At 46.5% G+C, this 25,206-nt stretch carries 23 protein-coding genes; 11 read left to right on the top strand and 12 right to left on the bottom strand.

The window, feature by feature from the left end:
• Positions 1 to 28: 28 nt before the first annotated feature.
• The 4 genes from FHS17_RS26860 to FHS17_RS26845 all read right to left on the bottom strand — a co-directional run bounded on the left by FHS17_RS26860 (position 29) and on the right by FHS17_RS26845 (position 5,763).
• Positions 29 to 820 carry an SGNH/GDSL hydrolase family protein gene (locus tag FHS17_RS26860; RefSeq protein ID WP_167281940.1) on the bottom strand — a complete coding sequence of 264 codons (792 nt, stop codon included), beginning with the start codon at positions 818 to 820 and terminating at the stop codon, positions 29 to 31.
• 103 nt (positions 821 to 923) lie between these two features.
• The gene (locus FHS17_RS26855; RefSeq protein ID WP_167282088.1) at positions 924 to 2,768 is read right to left on the bottom strand and encodes an LTA synthase family protein; all 1,845 of its coding nucleotides are present in this window, start codon (positions 2,766 to 2,768) and stop codon (positions 924 to 926) included.
• Positions 2,769 to 2,982: 214 nt separating this feature from the next.
• A complete protein-coding gene (locus FHS17_RS26850) occupies positions 2,983 to 5,073 on the bottom strand; it encodes a YhgE/Pip domain-containing protein (RefSeq protein WP_167281938.1) in 2,091 nt (696 codons plus the stop codon).
• A 90-nt stretch (positions 5,074 to 5,163) separates the two neighbouring features.
• Positions 5,164 to 5,763, bottom strand: coding sequence for a TetR/AcrR family transcriptional regulator (locus FHS17_RS26845; RefSeq protein ID WP_167281936.1), 600 nt, complete (start codon positions 5,761 to 5,763; stop codon positions 5,164 to 5,166).
• A 187-nt stretch (positions 5,764 to 5,950) separates the two neighbouring features.
• Between FHS17_RS26845 and FHS17_RS26840 the strand changes: the two genes are divergently transcribed.
• Positions 5,951 to 6,124 (top strand): DUF2500 domain-containing protein, encoded by a 174-nt coding sequence (locus tag FHS17_RS26840; protein WP_167281934.1) that lies wholly within the window; start codon positions 5,951 to 5,953, stop codon positions 6,122 to 6,124.
• 10 nt (positions 6,125 to 6,134) lie between these two features.
• On the opposite strand, the gene FHS17_RS26835 is transcribed toward FHS17_RS26840, so the two are convergent.
• The gene (locus FHS17_RS26835) at positions 6,135 to 7,172 is read right to left on the bottom strand and encodes a substrate-binding domain-containing protein (RefSeq protein ID WP_167281932.1); all 1,038 of its coding nucleotides are present in this window, start codon (positions 7,170 to 7,172) and stop codon (positions 6,135 to 6,137) included.
• Positions 7,173 to 7,274: 102 nt separating this feature from the next.
• Between FHS17_RS26835 and manA the strand changes: the two genes are divergently transcribed.
• A complete protein-coding gene (gene manA / locus FHS17_RS26830; protein ID WP_167281930.1) occupies positions 7,275 to 8,222 on the top strand; it encodes a mannose-6-phosphate isomerase, class I in 948 nt (315 codons plus the stop codon).
• 24 nt (positions 8,223 to 8,246) lie between these two features.
• Positions 8,247 to 9,125 carry an ROK family protein gene (locus FHS17_RS26825; protein WP_167281928.1) on the top strand — a complete coding sequence of 293 codons (879 nt, stop codon included), beginning with the start codon at positions 8,247 to 8,249 and terminating at the stop codon, positions 9,123 to 9,125.
• Between the two features lie 320 nt (positions 9,126 to 9,445).
• Here the strand turns inward: FHS17_RS26825 and FHS17_RS26820 are convergent, their stop codons facing one another.
• The 3 genes from FHS17_RS26820 to FHS17_RS26810 are packed head-to-tail and all read right to left on the bottom strand — an operon-like array spanning position 9,446 to position 10,748.
• Complete coding sequence (locus FHS17_RS26820; RefSeq protein ID WP_167281926.1) at positions 9,446 to 9,883, bottom strand: hypothetical protein; 438 nt, start codon at positions 9,881 to 9,883, stop codon at positions 9,446 to 9,448.
• 45 nt (positions 9,884 to 9,928) lie between these two features.
• Entirely contained in the window at positions 9,929 to 10,516 is a 588-nt protein-coding gene (locus FHS17_RS26815) for a hypothetical protein (protein ID WP_167281924.1), read from the bottom strand.
• Between the two features lie 19 nt (positions 10,517 to 10,535).
• A complete protein-coding gene (locus FHS17_RS26810; RefSeq protein WP_208420586.1) occupies positions 10,536 to 10,748 on the bottom strand; it encodes a DUF6199 family natural product biosynthesis protein in 213 nt (70 codons plus the stop codon).
• Positions 10,749 to 11,008: 260 nt separating this feature from the next.
• On the opposite strand from FHS17_RS26810, the gene FHS17_RS26805 reads away from it, so the two are divergent.
• From FHS17_RS26805 to FHS17_RS26770, 8 genes are all read left to right on the top strand, one after another.
• Positions 11,009 to 11,404 carry a winged helix-turn-helix transcriptional regulator gene (locus tag FHS17_RS26805; RefSeq protein ID WP_167281921.1) on the top strand — a complete coding sequence of 132 codons (396 nt, stop codon included), beginning with the start codon at positions 11,009 to 11,011 and terminating at the stop codon, positions 11,402 to 11,404.
• 179 nt (positions 11,405 to 11,583) lie between these two features.
• Positions 11,584 to 12,216 (top strand): 3-hexulose-6-phosphate synthase, encoded by a 633-nt coding sequence (gene hxlA / locus FHS17_RS26800; RefSeq protein WP_167281919.1) that lies wholly within the window; start codon positions 11,584 to 11,586, stop codon positions 12,214 to 12,216.
• A gap of 4 nt (positions 12,217 to 12,220) precedes the next feature.
• The gene (gene hxlB / locus FHS17_RS26795; RefSeq protein WP_167281917.1) at positions 12,221 to 12,772 is read left to right on the top strand and encodes a 6-phospho-3-hexuloisomerase; all 552 of its coding nucleotides are present in this window, start codon (positions 12,221 to 12,223) and stop codon (positions 12,770 to 12,772) included.
• 168 nt (positions 12,773 to 12,940) lie between these two features.
• The gene (locus FHS17_RS26790; protein ID WP_167281914.1) at positions 12,941 to 14,089 is read left to right on the top strand and encodes a family 8 glycosyl hydrolase; all 1,149 of its coding nucleotides are present in this window, start codon (positions 12,941 to 12,943) and stop codon (positions 14,087 to 14,089) included.
• 121 nt (positions 14,090 to 14,210) lie between these two features.
• Positions 14,211 to 15,071, top strand: coding sequence for an AraC family transcriptional regulator (locus tag FHS17_RS26785; RefSeq protein WP_167281911.1), 861 nt, complete (start codon positions 14,211 to 14,213; stop codon positions 15,069 to 15,071).
• A 108-nt stretch (positions 15,072 to 15,179) separates the two neighbouring features.
• Entirely contained in the window at positions 15,180 to 16,775 is a 1,596-nt protein-coding gene (locus tag FHS17_RS26780) for an extracellular solute-binding protein (RefSeq protein ID WP_167282084.1), read from the top strand.
• An 18-nt stretch (positions 16,776 to 16,793) separates the two neighbouring features.
• Positions 16,794 to 17,759 (top strand): ABC transporter permease, encoded by a 966-nt coding sequence (locus FHS17_RS26775; RefSeq protein WP_167281908.1) that lies wholly within the window; start codon positions 16,794 to 16,796, stop codon positions 17,757 to 17,759.
• Positions 17,753 to 18,622, top strand: coding sequence for a carbohydrate ABC transporter permease (locus FHS17_RS26770; RefSeq protein ID WP_167281905.1), 870 nt, complete (start codon positions 17,753 to 17,755; stop codon positions 18,620 to 18,622). Before FHS17_RS26775 ends, FHS17_RS26770 begins: the two co-directional genes overlap by 7 nt.
• A gap of 461 nt (positions 18,623 to 19,083) precedes the next feature.
• On the opposite strand, the gene FHS17_RS26765 is transcribed toward FHS17_RS26770, so the two are convergent.
• From FHS17_RS26765 to FHS17_RS26750, 4 genes are all read right to left on the bottom strand, one after another.
• Positions 19,084 to 21,684 (bottom strand): GH116 family glycosyl-hydrolase, encoded by a 2,601-nt coding sequence (locus tag FHS17_RS26765; protein ID WP_167281902.1) that lies wholly within the window; start codon positions 21,682 to 21,684, stop codon positions 19,084 to 19,086.
• 149 nt (positions 21,685 to 21,833) lie between these two features.
• Positions 21,834 to 22,673, bottom strand: a complete 840-nt coding sequence (locus FHS17_RS26760; RefSeq protein WP_167281900.1) for an NAD-dependent epimerase/dehydratase family protein — start codon at positions 22,671 to 22,673, stop codon at positions 21,834 to 21,836.
• A gap of 28 nt (positions 22,674 to 22,701) precedes the next feature.
• The gene (locus tag FHS17_RS26755) at positions 22,702 to 23,925 is read right to left on the bottom strand and encodes an enolase C-terminal domain-like protein (protein ID WP_167281898.1); all 1,224 of its coding nucleotides are present in this window, start codon (positions 23,923 to 23,925) and stop codon (positions 22,702 to 22,704) included.
• A 278-nt stretch (positions 23,926 to 24,203) separates the two neighbouring features.
• Positions 24,204 to 25,172 carry a Gfo/Idh/MocA family protein gene (locus FHS17_RS26750; RefSeq protein WP_167281896.1) on the bottom strand — a complete coding sequence of 323 codons (969 nt, stop codon included), beginning with the start codon at positions 25,170 to 25,172 and terminating at the stop codon, positions 24,204 to 24,206.
• Positions 25,173 to 25,206 lie beyond the last annotated feature (34 nt).

Below are 25,206 nucleotides of genomic sequence, written 5' to 3'. Positions count from 1 at the left end.
TTATGCCAAGGGCAACAGCTACGATATTTCAGAATCTCTCTGCAAATCTGTCAGTCATCTCGTCTAATTCAACATATATAGAATTTTCCATTATCGTTCGTAACAATGCATCGGCAATTTTCTCATGTCCCTGTTCATTTGGGTGAAACCTATCCTCGAAATAATCACTCCACCTATGAAGTGAAAGAGATGCGTCACATAAATGTACCCTACTGCCCAGCCGACCACAGATTTCGTTTAATTGTTCCTTATATTGTTTCAATGATTCTTTCGAATGAGGAAAGTATTTCTCTTCGATATCAATAGGCGATAGATAAATGACATGTAAATCTCTATTATCATTTAATAGCATTCTTGTGCAGTCGCTCAAGTGTTTCGCAAATTGGTCAATAGGCATCCACTTTTCACCGCCAAACAATCGGATGAGAAAAGCTTTCGTTCTCCACCTTATGCCAGACTCTAACATCTCAAACATTCTACGTAAAAATTTTCTAGAATAATAGGGACGAGGATCAGTCCAGCCTGGTTTTCTCCATCTTCTTGGTAAATATTTTAATTGCTCTTTTTTGGGTCGCACAATAGCTTCAGTTATCCCATGAGCAATGATAACAACCTTAACATTAACCTGACCCAAAATCTGTTCTTCATATCGAATTCGAGATTCATCAATTTGCATTGCACTAGAACCTAAATTAATGATTTCAAAGGGTTTCGAGTAAACTGTCAACAATTTATCCTGCAGCAAATTAGCATACGTTTTTCCAGATCGTTTGACTCCTAAGCCTTCCGTAATGGAATCGCCCATAACAACAATATTCATACGCCGCCACCTCAAATGATTTATTGTATCTTAGTCAACTTCCATTGATACAAATCGTAACCTCATTTTAGGTTATTTGCAATCTCTAAATCATATATTCCCCTTATGGTGCGCGCTTTGGAAGCTGCTGTACGTATTCGTCCGAGAGACTCATCAGCTTCATGATGTAATCGTAATCGGTGCGGTACTTGGAGAAATCGTTGACTGGCTGCATCGTCTTGAGTGAATATGCTGTGCCATCATCGAAGCCTTTGCCTGGGACGAATAGGATATCGTTATTAAAGAATGATCCTGTCGGCAAATAGTACCGCATTCCGAATACGTTGTGATCAATGTTAAGAAGGTCATGTCCAAATGCCACGACGCCTTCATCTGCCGGCTTAACGCCAAGCAGGTTCGCCAAGGTTGGCATAATATCGAGCTGTCCACCCGGCTGATCAACGACCTGGCCGTCGTTTTGGCCAGGTACGTGGATGATCAATGGAATGTTGAAACGGCTGAGCCGGTCATCATAATGAATGCCCAGCTGCTCACTGATTTGCTCAGCACTCGCTTTATCCGGCTGCAGGCCAAAGTGATCGCCATATGCGACAAGCACCGTATCATCCCACATGCCGTTTGCTTTCAGCTTATCAATCAGTGTGCCAAGTGCATAGTCCGTGTAATGGATCGCCTGCAAATAGTTGCCAAGCTGAGTCCCTTCCATCTCTGCAGGCAGTGTTAGTGGAGCACGGTCCTGCGGCACCTGAAATGGAAAATGGCTGGATACCGTAACCATCTGCGCATAAAACGGCTTGTTCTGCTCATGCAAAGCTTGCAGCTTGTCGACAGCCACTCGGTATAGTTCTTCATCCGATGCACCAAACTCGTTGAAATGATCATTGGTATAATACGGCTTATCATAATAATGATCGAAATGAATGGCAGGGTACATCTTGTTCCGATCCCAGAAGGCAACATCATTCACGTGGAAAGTGTCTGCTTCATAACCCCTGCTTTGCAACATACGCGGCATACTTGGAAGCTCCCGGTTGCCGTATCCGGTCGACATCGCGATCTCTCCAGTCGGGTAGATCGAAGTGTTCGACATAAACTCAGCATCTGAGGTGTTGCCTTGGCCAATCTGCTGGTAAACGTGAGGGAAGTAATAACTCTCATCAGCCAGCTTATTCAGCACTGGCGTCAGTTCCGTTCCCCCAAGGGACAGATGAAGCGGAAAGTTTTGAAAAGCTTCCATCTGAACCACAATCACATTTTTCCCTTGTGCACTACCGAATTGAATCGCCGGCCGCTCCGGCTGGTCTTTATAGGAATACGAAGCCATCAAAGCTTCAATCTCGGCTTTTGTCTCCTCAATATTGCCGCTGCTCGCCATCGCCTTTTCGGATTGGTTCTCCCAGGCGGCCGCAGCCTGATAACCGATAAAGCCAAGCCCTTCGGCTTGCTCCAGCTCATTCGGAATATCATTTCCCGCATATACAATCGTTCCCGATACAACGATACAGACAAGCAGACCACCAAGCACGATACGCGCATGACCAATTCTTTTCCGCCCTGAAACACGTGTTCCTCTCACCATACGTACGATATATAGGATTGCTAGAATCACAAGATCGAGGAAATAAATATAATAGACGTTCTTAATAAGCGACTCTACACTATCCTGAATTTGATTGACCTGATCGAGTGCTTTTAACGCTGTATAAGTCGGCACAGAGCCGTAATAACTGAAATAAACGGTTGATGCAAACAGCAGCACAGATACAATCAAATTTACTGCCCAGTATGCGATTCCTCTCCATCTTGCAGCGGTAACAAGCTCCACGATGAACAATAGGCCAAGCCAAGCGGCTGCGTCAGCCAGCAGTCCGTCCCACTGCAGCTCCCCAAACAAGAAGACTCGGAACAAGACGGATTTGATCAGCAAAAGTCCAAAAATCCATATCATCGGCGAACGCCGGTAATCATCTTTGTAAAACGATAACAATGTACTCACTCCTCAAGCGTAAACGGCTGCGTATAGTTTAAGAAAAAAAGAAGCCGTCAAATGACGGCCACTTTCAATGCATCTCTACTATTCTATTTATATTAACCGATTTACTAGTAAGAGAAAAGGGTAGGAGGATGTATGTTCCATGTCAATTAATAGCTAACACACCAGCTTACGCTGCTGGCTGAATGTTGTCAGCAGGTTTTTTCGACTGACGCATAAAGTACAAGAAAGTCAGTGCCAGGAACACGATAGCAAACGATCCCAGGACAAGCATCTGTTCACGCATGAGTGCATAATCACCGCTGGCAATAATCGTCTTGAAGCCAGTAATCGCATGGGTCATCGGCAGGAATGGATTCAGCTTCTGCATCCAATCCGGCAAAAGTTCAAGCGGGAATGTACCCGCACTGGAGGTCAGCTGGAAGATCATCAGCAGCACGACCAGGAAGCGGCCAGGATTATCGAGCCATGTAACAAGCGCTTGAATAATAAAGGTATAAGCAAGACTCGTCAGGATGGTAAATAGAACAAAGAGTGGTACACTCGTCACTTCAATCTTCAGTCCATACAACAGAACAGCATCTGCGATTAAGGACTGTAACAGGCTTATGGTTACATAAGTCAATGTACGGCTTAAAAAGCGGCCCATAGGCGATGCTCCCAATGTGTAAGATTCCCGAACCGAGAATACGGTTGTGTAAACAAGGGCCCCCATAAACAGCGCTAATGACAAGAAGTACGGCGCAATTCCAAGTCCATAATGATCAAGCTTATGGTCCGTATTTTCCTTCACTACGACAGGCTCCGCAAACATATTAACGATGTTGTCGCCGTCCTTAATACTGCCCGTCTCAGCTGCAGCATCATTAAGCTTTGTCGCAAGCTCGCCTGAACCATTCACGAGCTGCTCTGAGCCGTCTTTCAGTTGTCCTGCACCCTGATTCAGTTGCTTCGAACCGTCGGCAATTCCATCTACACCGCCAGACAGCTGACCAAGCCCATCTTTCAACTGGGCAGCACCGGTGTTAGCCGCTTTTGCACCATCAGCTAGCTTGGTTGCTCCAGTTCCAGCTTCCTTCAGCTTTCCGCCAAAAGTCACCATTCCAGCAGCAAGTTTATCTTGCCCTTCACTCAATTGAGCTGCTCCAGCATACAGCTGATCCTGGCCTTGTGCCAGCTTGTTGCTTCCGGCAAGAAGCTGATCCTGCCCTTCCTTAAGCTGTGCACTGCCTGCTGCGACCTGCTTGCTCGCTGCAAGCAGCTGTTTAAGCGACTCATTCTCCTGCAGCTCTGGTGTTGCCTCCATCAGCTGCTCAAGTCCTTTTGCCACCTCAGCAGCACCAGCTGCTACTTGACTGCTTGCTGCGGAAGAAGCCGTCAATCCTTGCTTCAGCTCAGCTGCACCATCCTTAGAAGACTGTAATCCTTGAGCTAACTGAGCTGCTCCAATCTTGGATTCGGCAGCCCCGTCTTCGAGCTGCTGCTCAGCTGCCGTTAATTGACTCAATCCATCAGCTAACCCCGCAACGCCAGATGACAATTGACTAGTGCCTTGATTCAAGCTAGCCGCTCCGTCATACAGCTTGGATACGCCACCGCTTAACTCAGACGAGCCGCTTGCTAATTTGTTCAAGTTGTCCTTTAGCGTGGTTAAGCCATCTTCCAGCTTGCCCGCGCCATCCTTCAATTCCGTTGCACCATCTCCCGCTTGGCTAAGACCATCGGAGATCGTTCCAACCTGATCGAACATACTACGCGTATAAGCTTCCGTAATTTGTGCGTTCAGCTTAGACTTCAACTCTTTCATCGCACTGCTGCCAATCTGTCCGGCAACAAAGTTATATTCGCTGTTTGGCTCGAAGATGAGTTCCGCTTGAACAGGATTTTCCTGCGTTAAAGTCGCTGCATTTTCCGAGAAATTGCTTGGCACGGTAATGGTCATATAATAATCGTTATGCTCCATCCCATCCTTTGCCTGTGCTTCATTCACGAAATCCCACTTGAAATTATCGCTTTTCTTCAGTTCTTCGACGAAATCTTTTCCGACATTCATGGTTTTCCCTTCGTAATCGGCACCTTGGTCAAGGTTAACGACGGCAACGGGCAGCTTGCTCGTCTGGCCATAAGGGTCCATTGAACCGTCGATCAGAATACTGCTGTACAGCATCGGGAGCAAAGCGACGCCAAGAAAAGAAAGCAGCAGCATCCTTTTCGTCATAAGAGTTTTCATGTCTCGAAAAAAAACTTGAATCGGTCTCATTTTCACACATCCTTCTTTCCATTGAATAACTGACTAAGTTCGTATTTCGGTCATTTTAGACCAAAAAAACAGCCCTTTCAGGCTGGAATTTTACAAGGATCTAGCTTCTTTCATAATCCCTTGCGTGATGAGCATTGCGATGTTCTCCTTAATTTGCTCCTTAGTCAACGGCTCACTATGTGACTTATTCCATTCCGTAGCCAGACCAAGGTACAATCGGAAAATCATATAGGAAGTGATTGTCGTATCACACTCCCGTACTTCGCCCTTCTTAATGGCCAAATCAAGCTTCTGCTTCAGAAACTCAAGTCCAAACTCCTCCATCCGCCGAATTCCTTCCAGCGCCTGGACAGTGCCAATATCTCGAACCTCTTGAGCCAGCTTCACGAACAGTTCATGATCCGAACGGAACTCCAGGATAGAATCAAGCAGGTTGAACACACTATGAATAAAGGATCTCTGACTGTCGTCTTTCGCAAATCCGCAGTTCATAGCTTCCTTCAATTCGATCTCAGCTTTGTTCAGAATCGCTTCGAACAGTTCTTCCTTCGTCTTGAAAAAAGTATAGATCGTGCCTTTACCAACGCTTGCGATCTTAGACACCAAATCCATTGTTGTTGCCTTATAGCCAAATTGTGCAAAGGACTGCGTCGCTGCTTTCAATATTAACGCTTTGCGGTCAACGGACATGCTTCTTCTCTCCTTTCGTTCTTGATCATGAGTTCTCAATAAAATGACCAAAAATCAATTTCAGTCAATTAGTCATGACTTATTTATAGCATAACAAAGATCCGAAGATCAAGTGCAACTTTCCCCCTCACCCATGGTACAATCAACGTACATTTCATTTCATGGAAGCACCGGAGGAACAGTTACTATGAATAACGGCTTTGATCTTATGATTACCATTATCCCTGTCATTGCTGCTGTAGGGTTCATCATCGTCATTGGAACAATTGTATATAAACGTTCAATAAAAGACTCGGCTTCCACCAGCATTGTGTCCAAACAAACGGATGTGCAGCAAAATCCCCATAACCATGATGATTAACAATTCGTTACTAGGCTAATACCCTGACAGAACCACCTTTACGCAGGACTGGCGCAGCACTGCAGCGCATAGCAGGATAATCAGGATGCCGGAGCATTTGGCCAAGCATCTCAACTGCTGCAGTGCACAACGCTTTTTTATTTACTGCCATCGTCGTAAGTGGTGGATTGGACTCCGCCGACATCGCAAGCCCGTCGAACCCAATAACCGAAACATCCCCAGGAACATTTACGCCCCTCTTCTCTAGCTCCTTCATCAGCAGCAAGGCAATCCTGTCATTCCCGCAAAAGACGGCCGTTGGGTATTCTTCTTCCTGGAAACGATCGCAATAAGCCGATAATTCCTCCTGCGTCCGGCTAAAGCCTTCCGACTCGAGCAGGCACAGAACAAAATCAGGCTGAAGCTTATACTGCAGCATCGCTTTCGTATACCCGAACCACCGCTCCTCATGACTGGTCGTCAAATTAATTGGTGCGATACAGCCGATTCGCTTATGCCCGGCTAGTATCAATGAAGTGACCGCTTCAACAGCTCCTTCAATGTTAGCCGAAGTAACAGCCGGTGTATCGATCCCCCTATAGTAGGAATCAAAGAGCAGCATTGGCTTTGTAAGTGTCTGTTGTACTTTTTCGATATATTCCTTCTCTAATATGCCAAAGGCAATAATGCCCTGATAATCAATATGCTGCACGAGCTCAGGAAGGATTCTGTCTTGTTCCTGTGCATGGCTGACCCGTACGATAACCGCACTATAGCCTTCCTCCTGCAGACGACCATCAAGTCCCCAAATCAAATCATGATAAAACAAAAAATGCTCGTTATCCGCATGGCTCATCACCCGCTCTGGTACGAGAACAAGAATTGGAGCACTTATGGATGATTGGCCTGCATCTAAAGAATAGCCAACCTCCTGTGCAGTCTGGATGACAAGCTGCCTCAGCTCCTCCCCAATACCTTTCTTATTAGACAGCGCTAATGAAACGGCATTACGTGAAATGCCCAGCTTGTCGGCAATGTTCTGCATCGAAATTTTTTTTGGTCGCGGCATTCTTCTACTTCCCCTGTTCCTATGTTATAATCAATTTACTTTACAAATATTTATTTTGTCAAGTTTAGTAAAGTTGTATTCGATAACTTGGAGGGATTAAGATTGGCGAATCAACCGATTTTCCTAGAACCTGTATTTCAAGAACGCATTTGGGGCGGCAAGCAACTAAGAGAACAGTTCAATTACGATATTCCATCTGACCGTACTGGAGAATGCTGGGCAGTGTCCGCTCATCCGAATGGGCAAAGCATTGTTCATAACGGACCATATAAAGGACTAAAGCTTGGAGAGTTATGGGATCAGCAGCCGCAGCTGTTTGGCTCGAGCGCAGTTAAATTCCCATTGTTAACTAAAATTTTAGATGCCTCGGATGATCTGTCCGTACAGGTTCATCCCGATGACGCTTATGCATTGGTCAACGAGAACGGCGAGCTTGGCAAAACCGAGTGCTGGTACATTCTTGGCTGTGAGCCAGGAGCTGAAATTATTTATGGTCATCATGCGGCTTCCAAGGAACAGTTCAAGCAAATGGTCGATGCAGGAGAATGGGATAAGCTGCTCACTCGTGTAACTGTGAAGCAAGGCGATTTCTTCTATGTTCCTAGCGGAACGCTTCATGCACTAGGCAAAGGTATTCAAGTACTCGAGACGCAGCAAAGCTCGGATACGACTTACCGCATCTACGATTATGACCGGACTGACGATAAAGGAGCTAAACGTGAGCTTCATTTGGACAAAGGTATTGAAGTAACGACGGTACCTCATGTCGATGCCAAAGCCTCTTCTTCTATTGAAACCGTTGGTGGCACAGAAGTAACGACTCTGGTATCTAACAACTTCTTTACCGTTCAAAAATGGACTGCAGACGGAGAATCCAATTTCCCAGCTCCAGTTAAATTCACGATTTGCAGTGTGATCGAAGGCAATGGAGAATTGGCTAATGAAACCGGCAGCTATCCTCTGGTCAAAGGCGACCACTTCATCCTTCCACTTGGCTTCGGGGAATTTACGCTCCGCGGCAAGCTTGAACTTATTATTTCACATGAGTAACAATCATTAGAGGAGGCGACAAACTTGCGTATTGGGGCAATTGAAGCAGGCGGAACCAAATTTGTATGCGGCATTGGCAACGAACATGGCGAGATTGAAGAACGCATCAGCTTACCTACTGAACATCCAGAGTCAACCATTCGTGAGGTACTGAACTACTTCCGCGATAAAAATGTTGAAGCCATCGGGATTGGCACCTTTGGACCTATCGATATTGATCCATCCAGTCCAACTTATGGATTTGTCACCACAACACCAAAGCCAGGCTGGTCCGGGTTTGATTTTCTAGGGACGATGAAGCGTGAGCTGCCTGTTCCTTATGGTTGGGATACAGATGTGAATGCTGCAGCATTTGGCGAAGCCAAATGGGGAGCTGCTAAAGGGCTGAACAGCTGCCTTTATTACACCGTAGGCACAGGAATTGGCGTTGGCGTGTACACCGAAGGCAAGCTTGTCCATGGTCTGCTTCATCCAGAAGGCGGTCATGTCATCACCCGCAGACATCCGGAAGATACATTCGCCGGCTGCTGCCCTTATCATGGCGACTGTCTGGAAGGAATGGCTGCAGGTCCGGCACTTGGACAACGCTGGGGTGTGAAAGGTGATGAGCTGACAAAGGATCATCCGGCATGGCAAATGGAGGCCTTCTATCTTGGCCAAGCTTTGTCCAGCGCTATTCTGCTGCTATCCCCGAAAAAAGTTATTCTTGGCGGAGGCGTTATGCACCAAGAGCAGTTGTTCCCGCTCATCCACGCGGAAGTACAGAAGAACCTGAACGGCTACGCTTCGCATGAAGCACTCCGTGAAGGTATCGCCTCTTACATTGTTCCGCCAGGACTTGGCGACAACGCCGGCTTATGCGGATCGATCGCGCTTGGTATCGATGCGTTGGAGAAGCAATAATAGATAGAAAGGCCTTCCCCAGTGTCAGTGAACCCGGGAAGGCCTTCTTTTATTTCAGACTCTCAACGACTTTCGTGAGATCCTTTTTACTTATATGACTAAGCCATCTCTTATGCCCTAGGGTTACCGTGTAGTGCAACCCGTCTTTTAGGAATCGAGACTCGTAACCGGACTTTACTTTTATCGGGTTAGGCAGGTTCATCATGATTGATTTTGTTCCAATTGGCTCAGCTTGAATGAGAACATATTTATCATCGGCTGCATCTTCGTACATCAATTTAATATTGTCATTAATTTTCTTACCTTGAACCGTATTTACGTCAAATGGAAACTCTCCCCACCATCACATGCAGGTTATATCGGGTACGATAATCATTTACGGTTTTGTTTTCGTTCATAAAAGGATTAGCCGCATCGCTAATCGTCTCGATATGTGTAATCTGATCCCGTTTAATAGTGAGCTTCCAAATAAACGCTATTCGCTCACCTTTTACCCCCTCGTCGTCCCAGAAATAAGCGATGAGGATACGTTCCCCTTTTATCGGAGTTGAAAGTCCTGTTACTCCTCGAATAGGACTGTCTTCACGAATCTCGGGCATCTTCGTGTCATGATTAAGGTAACTTTGAGCCAATTCATATTTGTGAGCCAATAAAGCTTTTGTGAACTTATCGGTGACATCTTCCCTGGGCATTGCCTGAGTTAATTGTGCAGGTACAAAGAGCATCACAGAAATAACAACGACTAAGATCCATTTCATCCTAACAACCTCCCTGGTTAACTTACCCAGATTGGCTTTTGTCTATTATTCCATCCGGAAAACAATTTCCGTGCCTGTTGGCTTCTTTTTCAATGGCCTCTCATATTCGCTGAACACGAAAGTAATTCCTCCAAGATCATCTGAAAGAGCGGGTGAAACAACAAATCCGTAAGCAACATTACCACCTGAGCTTGTTCCTTGATCGATCCGGCAGTGATAGCCTTCTCCCAGCTCCAGTTCGATATGGGTATGTTTACTCTGTTCTTGGTCATCTCCATGGATACTGAGGCAAATAACGCTGGCGTTCTCATATTGCCTAATGCCGGATAACGTATAGATAATACCCTCTCTCTCCACATGTCGAAGAACAGGCAAATACTTGCGGAAGCCTGATGGTTCAACTACTGGCAAAAAATGCTCCTCATTCATTAATAGTCCAAACAACGATTTCAAGTAATCCTCATACAGATGATAACGATCGGCCCAGCTCTCAATACTTTTGAAGGGCGGATACCCCGGATTTTGATTCGAAATTTCTCTTCGTTCTTCCAGCAAAGCACAAATCTGCTCATCAATCTTGAATAAGCGTGCATCATAGTGGTCCGTTGGCCGTTCCATAGGCAATCTTCTCATCCTAATCACCACTCCTCTATTAATTCAGCTTGCCCAAATTACCGGTAATCAGAATGTAGAAACCCCAGCCAAGAACGAACACTGCCCCAAATCTGCTTAGAAAAATATAATTGTCACTGGGCTCCGATTTGCCATCCACAGCCCAGCCATGCTTCATGTGCCAGCTTAAGGATGGGAAGAACCACCCTAATACTCCTGCAATAATGAATATAAGCGAAATGAAAACAGCCAAGACATCATCCCCATCTGTTCATTTGCCAAAAAATTAGGCCTTCTCCGATCTTGTTCATGACGGAAAAGGCCTATATCAAGTTCAAATATAATGGAAACCCGGCTTAATAGAAATACCAAAATTTTGTTATTTATATCCATTTTTATATCAATTTGAGCGCCAAGTCTATCCGGCGTCGTCATACTTGCGGACAAAGTGGACATAGCCCCTATAATCCTGTACTCTATTGTGACACTATAGCAACATGGAGGTGTTCGACTGTGGCGAAAGATATACGCTCCCGAATTGAAGTTGATCAAATTAACTGTGAGAAAGAATTGACCCTCGCGTTAATCGGAGGCAAGTGGAAGCTTATTATCCTCTGGCATCTGGGTATAGAAGGTACGAAGAGATTCAGCGAGCTGCAGAAGCTCATTCCCCATATCACGCAAAAAATATTAACCAACCAGCTTCGTGAGCTGGAAGAGGACCAGCTTGTCGAACGAACTGTTTATCCGGTAGTTCCCCCTAAGGTAGAGTATAAGCTGACTCCATATGGAGAAAGTCTAGTCCCAATCCTGAAGCTGATGTACAACTGGGGCAAGCATTATGGCGAGCAGGTGCTCGGCAGAACTTCTGATTCCGAACCTATTCCCCTTCAAGCAGCAGAAAAATAAAATGAAATATTCGTCTCACAAACTGGGCAGACTCCGCATGGGGTCTGCCTTTTTGCTCGTTACAGTTTCCTACAGGATACCGACTTACTTGAAAGTGCGTACTTCCTTAATTTTCGGTATCGTCCTAATATGAACTCATCCCTAACAACAACATTCAAATTAAAGGAGAGATTCATCATATGGAACTTCAATTAGCACTAGACTTGGTAAACATCCCTGAGGCAATACAAGTAGTTAAAGAGGTGGCCCCTTTCATCGATATCGTGGAAATCGGGACCCCTGTTGTTATAAACGAAGGGCTTCGCGCAGTGAAAGAAATCAAGGAAGAATTTCCTTCCCTCAAAGTACTCGCAGATCTGAAAATTATGGATGCAGGCGGTTATGAGGTAATGAAAGCTTCTGAAGCCGGGGCTGATATTATTACCGTACTTGGCGTATCCGATGATTCCACCATTAAAGGTGCTGTGGAAGAAGCACGGAAGCAAAACAGAAAAATCATGGTCGACATGATTAATGTGAAAGATATTGCTGCACGTGCAGTAGAAATCGACAGCCTTGGCGTTGATTATATCTGTGTACATTCCGGCTACGACCATCAAGCAGAGGGTAAAAACTCGTTCGAGGATCTGGCTACGATCAAACGTGTCGTAAAACAGGCAAAAACAGCAATCGCAGGTGGCATTAAGCTTCAGACATTGCCTGAAGTCATCAGCGCACAACCTGATCTTGTTATTGTTGGCGGCGGCATTACAAGTGCTGGTGACAAACAAGCAGTAGCCGCTCAAATGCAGCAGCTGATCAAACAAGGGTAATACGATGAGTACGCTCATTTCAACATCGTCCATTATTGAGGAGTTAGAGCGGACGCTTCGGCATGTTCAGCCAGATCAGATCGAACAGCTTGCAGAGCAGCTCTCGGTAGCGGAGAACATTTTTGTGGCTGGGGCAGGACGGTCGGGGCTGATGATGCGGGCTTTCGCGATGCGCCTGATGCACATGGGATTCCGTGTGTATGTTGTCGGCGAGACCATAACACCAGGTATTTCTGTAGGAGATCTGCTTCTGGTTGGATCGGGATCGGGCGAGACAAAAAGCCTGACGGCGATGGCTTCCAAAGCAAGCAGCATTGGCGCATCACTAGCAGCCATCACAATTGTGCCGGAATCCACTTTAGGCACCTTAGCTTCTACGGTCGTCCATATTCCAGCTGCTACGAAAGAAAGCAAGTCTGCCAGCTCCAAACAGCCAATGGGCAGCTTGTTCGAGCAAAGCCTGCTTCTGCTGCTGGATACGGTAGTGCTGAACCTGATGGAGAAAAAAGAGCTTCAAGGTGCAGCTATGTTTAAGATTCACGCCAACCTCGAATAAGAACGGCAAAAAACTCGGTATTCTTCCATCCGTCATACAACGGATAGAATGGATACCGAGATTTGTTGTTATAACACAAATCTATACTTTTTAATGAAAACGCTTTAATTTATATGGCTTTGAATGTGCTAAGATCGACCTGTAGACAGCTGAATGGAGGGATTTTCTATGAAGACAGATGTACATAAAGGGGCTTTTTATACAGGGGAATACCGGAATCTATTCGAGGAGCTTGGGTATTCGGAAGAAGCTGTACAAGCGAAGCTGAAGCAGGCATGGTCAGATATCCTTGGCGATGATTCAGAGGTCCAAATCTATTATCCTATGGGCGATGATAAAGGTTATTTGCTGGATACCGGCAACATAGATGTGCGGTCAGAGGGTATGTCCTACGGGATGATGATGGCGGTTCAAATGAATGATAAGGAGATTTTCGACCGGTTGTGGAATTTCTCCGTCACCAATATGCAGCACACAGAAGGCCGCTACAAGGATTATTTCGCTTGGCATTGTAAGACTGACGGTACTCGTCTTTCACAAGGACCGGCTCCAGATGGAGAAGAATTTTTCGCATTGGCCCTCTTCTTTGCAGCTAACCGCTGGGGAGATGGTCCCGAACCATACAATTATTCGGAGCAGGCAAGACGAATCTTGCGGGCATGCGTACATCAAGGTGAGGACGGAAACGGCGGAGATCCGATGTGGGATCCAGCAACAAAGCTGATTAAGTTCGTTCCGGAGTCATTATTTAGTGATCCTTCCTATCATCTTCCCCACTTCTACGATCTGTTTGCTCTATGGGCAGATGAAGAGGACAGGCCATTCTGGAAAGACGCAGCTAAAGCAAGCCGGGCTTACCTGCATACTGCATGTCATCCCGAGACTGGACTTTCACCGGAGTATGCGAATTATGATGGAACGCCTGCAGAGGTTCAGCGACATGGCGACTTCCGTCATTTCTACAGCGATGCTTACCGCACAGCAGCCAATATCGGCCTAGACTGGGCATGGTTCCGCGAAGATCCTTGGCAGGTGGAGCAGTCGAACCGGATTCAACAATTTTTCCGCAACATTGACGTTAACGATTATCGCCGCTATACGATTGACGGCAAGCCGTTCGAGGAACCAGCGCTTCATCCAATAGGATTGTTAGCGACGAATGCAATGGCCTCGTTAGCAGCAGATGGACCTGATGCGGAGCATTTCGTTCAGTTGTTCTGGAATACTCCGCTGCGCACGGGTGAGCGCCGTTATTACGATAACTGCCTGTACTTCTTCAGCCTGCTGGCGTTAAGCGGCAGCTACCGGATCTATTAATATCACCCCTACTAGTCCTAGATGATAGCATTCTATGCTACAATAAACGGGATAGTCGACTAGAAAACTAGAGACATAGCAGCTACTACTGCTATGTCTTTTTTTGTGGGGTGAAACAGATATGAAGGATTATGGCCATGAATTTGCAGACATTTTTTATTACACACCAAATGAATTTGAGAAGCTTGGCGGGCTTTGGCCGCTTCGCACAGGGCATAATGTCGCGAAGGCCAATTACAGCGTTGGGCCGAGGGTTATCGAATGCTTTTCCTTTCATTTTGTGCTTAACGGTACGGTCACGTTGTCCAGTTTGGGGGAGACGATTACGCTGACGAAAGGAAGTATGTTTTGTCTGTTCCCCGACGTGAAGCATAGCTACTGGATTACGCAATACGATCCCAATTCCCCGCTGCAGATGCACTGGTTAGCCTTTACTGGCGCACAAGCGGAGTTGTTAGTGAAGAGACTTGGAATAACAGAGCATAGACCGTATTTGCGTAACCGGCTCACGACCGAGCTCACCAATCAATTAAGGGCTTGTATGGAACGGATGAAAACACCGCATAAGGATGGAGATTTGCAGCTGCAGATGAAACTTTACCAGTTGTTTGAATTACTGTCGCGCCCGCTTCCAGAAGTTCTGGAAGATAAGGATTGGTTAAAAGCTTGCCTGCAATATATGGAGACACATTATGCTGAGGGCATCACCGTCACCGACATCGCTCAATTGACCGGCATGCACCGATCTCATCTGTCCAGCAGATTTAAACATAGCTTTGGAATGAGTCCTCGCGAGTATTTAATTAAGCTCCGTATGGAGCGCGCTGAGGAAATGCTGCATAACCGGACGTTATCCATTACGGAAATTTCACTGTCGCTAGGATATTCGGACCTGTATACCTTCTCCCGAGCTTTCTGCACCTACTATGGGATGTCACCTTCCCATTACCGCAGCACCCCTAACAAAATGTTAAATCGATGACAACGAAATGTCATTTCTATTTGCTGCCGCTTAATTTATGCTAAATCCAGCCCATAAAACCAACTATATGGCTTTGAATACTTTGTTTTAAAGGAGAATGTTGTAATGATGAATAACCATCGAAGTAAACTAACAGTGTCCGCGATGATCGCACTTAGTCTGACACTTGCAGGATGCAGCTCTAGTAAGGACAGTAGTAACACGAATACGAATAACAAGGCTGACGAGGCATCCACGAATGCCGTTAGTGCAAGTGGTTTTCCGATTGTACAAGAACCTATCAAGCTGAAGATGTTTTCGCGTATCGCTCCTGTAAATGGTCCTTTCAAAGACATGCCTGTGTTTCAGGATTACTCCAAACTCAGCAACATCCAGGTAGATTTCACCGAAGTACCTACGGATGGCTTCCAGGAGAAAAAGAATTTGCTGTTCGCAGCTAACGAGCTTCCGGATGCCTTGTTCCGCTCGGCTCTTACCTCTCTCGAAACGATCCGTTACGGATCGGCTGGTCAATTAATCCCGCTCGAGAACCTTATTGACAAATATGCACCAAACTTCAAAAAGCTGATGGAGCAATACCCTGAAATTGCACCAGCTATTACCACGCCGGAAGGCCATATCTATGCACTCCCAACCGTGGTTACCTTAAGTGCTGCGCGGACGGACAAGAAATGGATTAATCAAGCATGGCTGAAAAAGCTGAATTTACAAGAACCGCAAACAACAGAAGAGCTGTATAAAGTGCTGGTTGCCTTCCGAGATCAGGATCCAAACGGCAATGGCAAGCAGGATGAAATTCCGATGACTGCACGCGCAAGCAGCGGCGTTGGTCTAGGGCTCCCTATTCTCCCTATGATGAGCGGTTCCTTTGGCCTCGATTCTCAGCTGGGCTATAACATTAATCTGGATAATGACAAAGTAGACATCTGGATGGGCAATGATCGCAACAAGGAACTGCTCCAATATTTGAACAAGCTTTACAGTGAGAAGCTGCTTGATCCTGAAGTATTCTCGCAGACGGAAGCACAATACCTTGCGAAGCAAGGGTCTGGAAACCTTGGATTCTTCTTTGATCAAACGAATAATTCATTCCTGCCTATCCAGGACCAATATACAGGAATTGCTCCACTTGAAGGTCCACATGGCGATCGTCTGCAAAGTCAAGGCGCGTCTGTTCCACGGGATCTCGGATCATTTGCCATCACATCGGTCAACAAGTATCCGGAAGCTACCATTCGCTGGATTGATTACTTCTATGGAGAAGAAGGTTCCACTCTGCTCCGATTCGGAAGAGAAGGAGAACATTACGAACTGAAGGACGGCGTTCCGTATTATACGGAGAAATTTTTGAACACAGGAAATCAGGGGAAAATTACACCTTATGCCGGTGGTGGAGCTCCTCACTTAATTAGTGAAAAGGTAGCTTCCTTTATTAATCCGCCTCAAGTACAAGAGGCTCAAACGAAGCTCGATCCTTACATGCCAAAGGTCCGCTACGCATCTCCGATGTTTGACGAGGAAACGGCTAAGAAAGTGGATGTACTTCGTAACGACATCGATAAGTATTACGAAGAGCAAAGTTCCAAATTCATTACTGGTGCACTCAGCTTTGATAAATGGGATGATTTCCAGGCTACTTTGAAGAAGCTGAAAATCGACGAACTCGAGAAGCTGTACCAAGATGCTTTTGATAAAATTAAGTAATGACCGAGGAGGGCGCTTATGAATACGGCGCAGACTAAAAATCCAACCATCGTTTCTTCCCGCAGCCGTGTCATACGCGGCTCCCGGCTGTTTAAACAGATTGCCAGACGATATGACCTTTACTTGATGCTTCTTCTGCCTATCGTCTGGTATCTCATTTTTCAATATGGACCATTATATGGGCTCCAAATCGCCTTTAAAGACTTCAACCCGGCAAAGGGAATTGCGGGCAGCGATTGGGTAGGTTTTGAGCATTTTACGCGGTTTTTTGATTCGTATTATTTCTGGAGACTGCTGTGGAATACCGTTTCTATTAATCTATTTTCGCTGCTTATTGCCTTTCCGATTCCGATATTACTGGCACTCATCATTCAAGAGCTGCCAAGCAAAGGCTTCAGCAAATGGCTGCAAAATATTACGTACCTTCCTCATTTTATTTCGGTTGTTGTTATTGTCGGCATGCTGCAATTGCTGCTGTCTCCCAAGAGTGGTCCCGTCAATGGGCTGATCGAGGCTTTTGGAGGCACGCCAATCCGATTTCTTGAGGAAGCCTCATGGTTCAAACCCATCTTTATCAGCTCGAATATTTGGCAGAACATGGGCTGGCAATCCATCATGTATATTGCAGCCCTGATCGGCATCAACCCTCAGCTGTATGAGGCGGCGAAGATGGACGGTGCTTCCCGGCTGCGGCGCATTTGGCATATTTCCTTGCCTGGCATCGTTCCGGTCATTGTGATTTTGCTTATTCTTGATATCGGCCATTTCATGAATATTGGCTTTGAGAAGGTGCTGCTCATGCAAAACAGCTTAAATATTGAAAAAAGCGATGTCATCTCCACCTTTGTCTATACGACGGGTATTCTCAAAGGGGAGTACAGCTATACGGCCGCGATTGGACTATTTAATTCGGTCATTAATCTGGTGCTGCTGCTGGTAGTTAATCGTTTCGCTCGCAAGCTGTCGGAGACGAGCTTATGGTAAGGGGGGAGCGGTTATTTAACGTAGTCATCTGTGCATTAGCCGCAATTATTATCGGCATTGTGCTTTATCCTCTGCTGTTTGTGGTCAGCGCTTCATTCAGTGATCCGGCGAAGGTACTCGGCGGCGAAGTATGGCTTCTGCCAAAGAGCGTTACGGCTGAGGCTTATAGGGAAATTTTTCGTAACAAGGAAGTGTGGCTCGGATATCGGAATACGATCGTGTATACGGTAGTTGGCACCGTTATTAATATCATCATGACCATCTTGGCGGCGTATCCGCTGTCGAGACCCGATCTTCCCGGACGTAAAGTATTGATGCTGTTCATCACGCTTACGATGTTTTTCAGCGGAGGCCTTATTCCAACTTATCTGCTGGTCAAAGATTTGGGGATGGTCGATACGATGTGGTCGCTTATCGTTCCCGGTGCGATCTCTACCTATAATCTGATCGTGATGAGAACTTATTTTCAATCGAGTATTCCTTGGGAGATTCAGGAGGCAGCCCATATAGATGGCTGCTCGAATTGGCGGCTGCTGCTGAATATTATTTTGCCGTTGTCGAAGCCGATATTGGCCGTAATGATTTTGTTCTATGCGGTAGCTCATTGGAATTCCTTTTTTAACGCGCTTATTTATATGCGTGACGAGTCACATTACCCGCTTCAGCTTGTTTTACGTGAAATATTGATGTTCAGCCAATCTGCTGCTGCGGACGGCACTGTCGGATTAGAAGATAAGATTCTGCTGGCCGAGAGCATCAAATATGCGATTATTATCGTCTCCAGCCTGCCTGTCTGGATCATGTATCCTTTTGTACAGCGGCATTTTGTTAAAGGGGTTATGATTGGTTCGATTAAAGGATAAAGACGGATACCATTTTTCGGGTTAAACAGCAAGCTACGCATTCGAAAGTTCTTCCGATCGCCATTGCTCGGGGATTCCTTTGAATCAACTGGGTAAGGTAGGAATCCCCGAGCAAAAGCGAACGCTTCAAAGCTTTCTGAAAGAAAGCTGCTTCGTAAGCATAAGCTTAACGCTTCTCCAGAATCTTTCGAATTGCTCCACTTGCATTAACCTGTTCAATAAAAAACACATCAAAAGATGACAACTATACCTACCGGGATATGCAGATTCCTACTTCTAGGGTTGCCGAAGTTTGCCTTTAGGTAGAGTGGCTTTCGCTTGACCAAAAATTTGCAAAAGAAAGCAGTACGAGAAGGGATAGCCCCCTACTTCGGTATTTTTTTAATACTTTCATAGTTTATTGCAAATGCGAGTTGTTACTTTTGCCAGCGATTACTCTTTTGGCGACCTCTTCTACTCGATTAACGAACTAAATTCAGGACGACCGACTGCTGCGCTTGCAGAGTCACTTCGGTCTGAAAATATACGGTATTTCCAGTGATACTGAAGACTACCTCTTCATCGCCGATATGAATGTGATTGATTTTGTTTATTTCGGACGCTGCTAGCTTAAGCATTTTCAGTTTCAGCTTGCCGCCTATTACCTTTACGCTCACGCTGTCTGCTGACATCTCAAATATGCCCCAGCCCTGGTCAAGCGACCAGAGGGTCCGATACTCTCCTTCCATCATTTGAATAGGTTGAAAGCCGATCATCCCTTGGACCATATCGAATTCAAATCCGCTAAAAGCATGGAGCAACGAGTAGCTCGCCATAGACCGCGCATAGTTGCTGCCGCATTCGATCTCATTCCAAGGATTACGTTTCTCCCCGTCGTAACGATCTCGAATCGCTGCTACAATGGAAAGACCCTCCTCAACAAGACCCTCTTGAATCATGTGTGAAGCCGCTTGATATTCAAAGCCTGTCATCGTCTCCGAATTATAGGTCAGCGGGATCGAAGGCTTGCTGGTTCCCTCCGGCCATGTACAAATGACGAGACCTGCTTCATCATTTAGGGAATATAAACGCCAGGTGTTAGCTTCATTTCTCATGCTTGATTTAAAATTATGCCGATATAACGATTGCAGTGCCGTGCGGGTTTGAGCTTTATCGAAAATCTCTCCCAATCCGCATAAATTGGCATGCCACTGAGCAATAACCTGATCGATCACACAGCCATCTGCAATCTGGTATTTGATTTCCTCCAGCTCTTCATTCCAATAGCCTTGTACGGCGTCGCTCCCGAATTGCGTAAGGATCGTTTGATCGGACAAATCCACGCGCTGTGCATAATACGAACCGTTAAACAGATGCTGGTCCACCCATTCTTTTCCCTTATTAAACATTCCTTGATAGGTTTCGGCTGTGTCCAATTCTCCTAAGAAGGAAGCCATCTCGGAACCTGCCTTCAGTGCAGCGAGATAAAATCCAGTCAACCAGGAGTTAGGTCCATAAAGCTCCATGTCGAGGGTATGGTGCTGTCTCCCCTCCAAAACCCCTTTTTTCAAAGGGTCCCATTGATCGACGTTCGTATCAGCCCAGGCATATTCAATGGAGCCCTTTATCGCAGGCCAATTCGAAACTAACCACTCTGTATCGCCGGATATTTTCCAATCCCGATACGCTTTAATAACGCCGCCGAATTGACCATCCGCGCATGCATGATAGTGCTGTTGTTCGCGGCCTACGGGCAGCATGAGCCTAAATGTCATACGGCCATCTGGACGGCTGTTATAGCGAAAATCGAGATCACGCATGCTTCTTTCCAGCTTTGGAAATAGAAACGGCAGCGCATAGGCGTAGTTCCACACATGTGTACAGGAGCCTTCACAGGAACCGGTATCTTCAGTCACCCCCTCGAATCCATAGAAGGAGCCATCCGTCAATCGCAAGCAGGTTGCTGACTTCAGCACGGATAAATTGGCTGACACCGCTTCCTTAACGACCTCGGGTATAGTGGAAGAAAACAGTGCCTCTTTAAAGGTTAATGTTTCTTCAAGAAGGCGATCCCAGTGCTCAAACGCATACTTTCCGCTTGCCTCAGCATTTTCGAATAACGAAGCATAGTAATGTTTCCAGCTGTTAGAGCCCACCGCTTGCGGATTCCAAAAATTAATCATATTCGGGAAGCTCCAGCTGATCGTAAATCTGACCTTCCCCTTCTCGCCATGATTCAGGGTGAAATGTGCAGCAAGTGTAGCCGTATCCTTATGCCTCTCGCTAGGTGGCATTTCTTCGGTATATATTCTATTCTTCAGTGGTCCGGGCTTCGTAAAGTCGTGCCAATACATCTCCAGCGCATCGCACCATCCGCCGCGATACCAGAAATCTTGATGACTGACTTCAGCCGCATCAGTAGCGATACATATATCGCCATAATGCGGATGATCCTCGTCGTATTGCTTGGAGGAAAGTCCCAGCGTATGTATTTTGTGGCCCTTCTCACTCACCAATTCTTGATATCGATGGATGACCCTCTCCGTAGGAATTGGGTTCCCTACCGACAAACCGATCGTATAGGTGATAGGTTCCTCGCTGCTATTTTCGATCTCCCATTCGAAGAATGCAGCAGGAATACTCGAATCCTGATCATTAAGAGGGATAAAGGGATTAAAGGCCAGCAGCTCCACCCGTCCGGGAAACGAAGGGTCTGCGAACGTCATTCCCGCCAAAGGAAATTCTCCCCTGAACTCGGTCTCTCTAAAATGCGGCATGCCAGCCATCGTCTGGCTTTCTGGTCCAAAGCCATATCCGCTGTACCACGGGCCTCCCCGAATGTGCTCTCCTATGTATGGTGCCTGCAAATCCCCATTCAGAATTCGGGCGTCTAATAGACGCCCTTCTTGCTCTGCTTTAATAGCAAAATGACTAAAACCATTAAAGCTCTTTTTATTTGGCCGATTAAAAATCTCCCAATCAATCAGCCTCCCATTGCCGGAAAGCCCGATGCTGCCGCTGCCAATTCCGCCAAGAGGGAAGGAGATTTCTCTCGTTTTTGCATCTTTATACACTTTTTCCATCTCGAAACTCCTCTCACAATCCAATGAAGTACGAAGAGAAAGTTGCTAATGATTCTATTATAAATGGATCCGCCAATTAGAAAAACCTTACAAATGAGAGATAATAACAATGAAGCCAGGACCTCTGCTTGAGAAGCCCTGGCTTATGTTTAATTTATCGTATCCGCCCAAGAATGCTGTGGCTTCCAGTCGAGTACCCGTTGAGCCTCCATATTACTCACAAGAGCGGTTCGTTCCGGGAAAGCATCACGCAAATCCTTTACATCTGGGTAGAATTGCTTAATGAGCAACTCCGTGCTGAGATCGCTAAGCGTATCGCTGCTCGTAATATTGAGGCAGATCGCCCCACGATCCTCGACCTTAAGCGAAGCAATGCATGCACTGACAGCATCCCGGATGTCGATATAGCTCCAGAAAATATTTTTAAAAGCTTCTGGTTTGCGGATGGAGAGATGCTTATAGTCCTCCGGCTTTGTAATCATGGAGAAACGGAGTGAGATAATCTGCATCCCATTGCGCCGATCGAACATGGAAGCGGTAAGTTCATTTACAACCTTAGATAACCCGTAACACTCCTGCGGCTGCTGCGGATGCTCCTCATCGACTGGCAGATAATCCGGCGAGAAAGGTGTTGGAGCCCAAGCAAAGCCATAGGAGGACTCGCTGGAGCCAACTACTACTTTACGAATGCCAAGAAGCGATGCTGCTTCGAGAATATGATAGCTGGACACCACATTATTAGCGAAAATATACGGGTACGTGTGGCCTAGTGGAGCTGGAATTGCTGCCAAATGGATAACCGCGTCAGCCCCGTGAAGGGCAGATACGACTTGCCCGAAATCATTCAGATCCACTTTGATCTGCCTGCACTTTAATTCATTCGAACGCTGTGTATCAAGCGAGGTAACCGTATAACCCTCTTGCAGGAGCTCCTTAATAAGTGCCGTGCCCAGCTTACCGCTGCCGCCTGTCACTACAATTGTCTTCATGTGATTACACTCCTATTGTCCAATATTGTTATGGGCGAACCAACGTACCATCTGCCTTGCGGTCAAGCTGATAGGGATTAAAATAAACCGATCGCCTCCAGCCTTCTCCAAGCAGCTGCTGCGCTTTCAGCTCATCTAGTTCAATGCCAAGTCCCGGTTTTTGTGACGGATACAAATAACCGCCTTTCCGCTCAATGTGCCCCGCAAAAACATCCTGCTCCTCCGGCCGGAAATGGTTCACTTCCTGAATACCAAAGTTCCATATCGCCATATCGAGGTGCACTGCCGCCGCTTGGTTGACAGGGTCATTTTCCCCGCCTTCCTGCCATGCAGTCCGAACGCCAAACGCTTCTCCTAACGCAGCAATTTTGCGACACGCACTTATCCCTCCTGCCTTCGAGACACGTACGCGGATAAAATCAATCAACTGCTCCTTGATCAGCTGTGTCCATTCCTGCGGATTTACGAATAACTCGCCGACAGCTTGAGGTGTTGCACTTTGCTGCCGCAAATGGCGATACCATCCGATCTGTTCTGGTGCTAACGCATCCTCAAGGAAGAACAGACTATAGGGCTCAACCCGCTTGGCCAGCTGTATGGCGTTAACCGGTGACAGATGCTCATGCACATCATGGGTAAACTGAATGTTCATCCCGAATTCATTCCTTAGCTGCTCGAACATATTTGGTATCGCATGCAAATAAGACTGCTCATCAAACACCGGCCCGCTGCCCCATGCCTGCTGAGGAAGATTCGCCTTATCCCGATCGATAAAACCACCGCCTCCGTAGCCGCCCATTTGAACACGGATCACAGAGTACCCCTCTTCGATGAACTTGTGTACATCTTCCTTCAGCTCGCCAATATCCTTCCCGCCCGCATGTCCATAGCATGGAATCGCTGCACGGCAGGCACCGCCAAGCAGCTGATAAACCGGCAAGCCGGCTTCTTTTCCTTTTATATCCCACAGCGCCATATCAATACCGCCAATCGCCGTATGAAGCAAAGCGCCGTTTCTCCAATATCCACTCATATACATCGTCTGCCACAAATCCTCTATATTGGCGGCATCTTTGCCGATTAATAGAGGGGCAAGCAATTGCTCAATAATCTGCACGACCGCTTCGGGGTTATACACATCCGATGCAGATCCAAGCCCATATAGTCCATCCTGGTCAGTCATAACTTTAACGATGGTCCAAGCCCCATTTTTGCGGGTACGAATACATTTGATTCCTGTAATTTTTGCCATCCTATTGCCCTCCTCTTGTCGTGCTTCCTACCATTCTAAGCCTGTTCACAGGCATGCTAAATGAGACATCTTTAAACTTTCTGTCGCAATATTGGCTTCTTTCGCTCCAGCTATGTTTACGTGCTTATCGTTGCGCTAGAAAGCCTTTCAGCACTCGGGTCCATCAGTTTTCCTCGCTGTTAGGCCGTTTTCAGCCTCTCAGAGGCTGAGTCCAGACAAACATGAAAAATAGGCTGGAGCAAAGGTCTGTTAACGACCTTTGCTCCAGCCCTTTTCTGTTATCTCTTCAGCGGCTCGTAGCCAGCTGCTTGATAGATCATTTCGCTGAGGCGCACCACTTTGAGTGCGAACTCTCCAGGGACGAGTACTTCATGACGGCCGAGGATGGCGTCGATGAAGCTTTTATCTTGGTTGGTGACGGGTTCGGGCAGCTCTGGAACGATGGTTTCCTTGCCCATACGACGAAGTGTGATCTTACCGTTATCGTAGAAGATCCCGCCTTCCTCCCCGCAGAACGCAAACGTCTCATGCCAGCCAGGTGCATAGCCAACGAAGTTCAAACTAGCAATAGCACCTTCCTCAAACTTGATCGAAGTAAAGGAATCAATCTCAACTGGTGCGCCATGGCTATTAATTCGCGATTGAACGTCCTCAGGAGTCAGCCCGGTTGTCCATAGCAGCACATCGATAATATGGCTTCCCGAATCCATTAGGAACCCGCCTCCGGATAACGATGGAATCTGCCGCCAAGTATCGGTTGTAAGCTGGTACCACTCTTGGAAAAGCGATGCCGTTACGGAAGTAACCTTCCCGATCACTCCACTTTGGATCGCTTCCCGGATGTACAAAAACTCTGGCTGAAAATGCCGCTGGTACGATACCTGCATCACTTTCTCCGTCTGCTTGGCCTTCTGAATCAGCTGCTCAGCTTCCTCCGATGAGCAGGTCATCGGTTTCTCAATCAGAACATGCAGATTATGGTCCAATACATCATAGGCTTGTCTGAAGTGAAGCGTATGCGGCGAACAGATGACAACCGCGTCAAGCTCCCCTTCTTCCAACATATCCTCATATTCGGAAAACAACCTGGCATCCTGCAAACCAAATTTCTCTACAAAAGCAAGGCGATTGCTTTCGCTTGTATCCGCAAGCGCCGTAATTTGAACCTCAGGGAGCTCCAGCAGTTGTTTCGCATGCCAGCCGGCAATACCTCCCGTGCCAATAAATCCAATCCGAATTGTACTCATCACATACAGCCTCCCAACATTAATAGCCATGCCT

The sequence above is a fragment of the Paenibacillus lupini genome, assembly GCF_011761355.1.
Classification (GTDB): domain Bacteria; phylum Bacillota; class Bacilli; order Paenibacillales; family Paenibacillaceae; genus Pristimantibacillus; species Pristimantibacillus lupini.
This window is presented reverse-complemented; position numbering and strand designations above follow the sequence as displayed.

Excerpts from the sequence above, each read along its gene's own strand:
- FHS17_RS26760 (WP_167281900.1), bottom strand. The coding sequence starts at position 22,673 with ATGAAGACAATTGTAGTGACAGGCGGCAGCGGTAAGCTGGGCACGGCA.
- FHS17_RS26835 (WP_167281932.1), bottom strand. The coding sequence starts at position 7,172 with ATGCCGCGACCAAAAAAAATTTCGATGCAGAACATTGCCGACAAGCTG.
- FHS17_RS26770 (WP_167281905.1), top strand. The coding sequence starts at position 17,753 with ATGGTAAGGGGGGAGCGGTTATTTAACGTAGTCATCTGTGCATTAGCC.
- FHS17_RS26785 (WP_167281911.1), top strand. The coding sequence starts at position 14,211 with ATGAAGGATTATGGCCATGAATTTGCAGACATTTTTTATTACACACCA.
- FHS17_RS26845 (WP_167281936.1), bottom strand. The coding sequence starts at position 5,763 with ATGTCCGTTGACCGCAAAGCGTTAATATTGAAAGCAGCGACGCAGTCC.
- FHS17_RS26790 (WP_167281914.1), top strand. The coding sequence starts at position 12,941 with ATGAAGACAGATGTACATAAAGGGGCTTTTTATACAGGGGAATACCGG.
- FHS17_RS26750 (WP_167281896.1), bottom strand. The coding sequence starts at position 25,172 with ATGAGTACAATTCGGATTGGATTTATTGGCACGGGAGGTATTGCCGGC.
- FHS17_RS26855 (WP_167282088.1), bottom strand. The coding sequence starts at position 2,768 with ATGATATGGATTTTTGGACTTTTGCTGATCAAATCCGTCTTGTTCCGA.
- FHS17_RS26840 (WP_167281934.1), top strand. The coding sequence starts at position 5,951 with ATGAATAACGGCTTTGATCTTATGATTACCATTATCCCTGTCATTGCT.
- FHS17_RS26755 (WP_167281898.1), bottom strand. The coding sequence starts at position 23,925 with ATGGCAAAAATTACAGGAATCAAATGTATTCGTACCCGCAAAAATGGG.
- hxlB (WP_167281917.1), top strand. The coding sequence starts at position 12,221 with ATGAGTACGCTCATTTCAACATCGTCCATTATTGAGGAGTTAGAGCGG.
- FHS17_RS26815 (WP_167281924.1), bottom strand. The coding sequence starts at position 10,516 with ATGAGAAGATTGCCTATGGAACGGCCAACGGACCACTATGATGCACGC.
- FHS17_RS26765 (WP_167281902.1), bottom strand. The coding sequence starts at position 21,684 with ATGGAAAAAGTGTATAAAGATGCAAAAACGAGAGAAATCTCCTTCCCT.
- FHS17_RS26850 (WP_167281938.1), bottom strand. The coding sequence starts at position 5,073 with ATGAGACCGATTCAAGTTTTTTTTCGAGACATGAAAACTCTTATGACG.
- FHS17_RS26775 (WP_167281908.1), top strand. The coding sequence starts at position 16,794 with ATGAATACGGCGCAGACTAAAAATCCAACCATCGTTTCTTCCCGCAGC.
- FHS17_RS26780 (WP_167282084.1), top strand. The coding sequence starts at position 15,180 with ATGAATAACCATCGAAGTAAACTAACAGTGTCCGCGATGATCGCACTT.
- hxlA (WP_167281919.1), top strand. The coding sequence starts at position 11,584 with ATGGAACTTCAATTAGCACTAGACTTGGTAAACATCCCTGAGGCAATA.
- FHS17_RS26820 (WP_167281926.1), bottom strand. The coding sequence starts at position 9,883 with ATGAAATGGATCTTAGTCGTTGTTATTTCTGTGATGCTCTTTGTACCT.
- FHS17_RS26860 (WP_167281940.1), bottom strand. The coding sequence starts at position 820 with ATGAATATTGTTGTTATGGGCGATTCCATTACGGAAGGCTTAGGAGTC.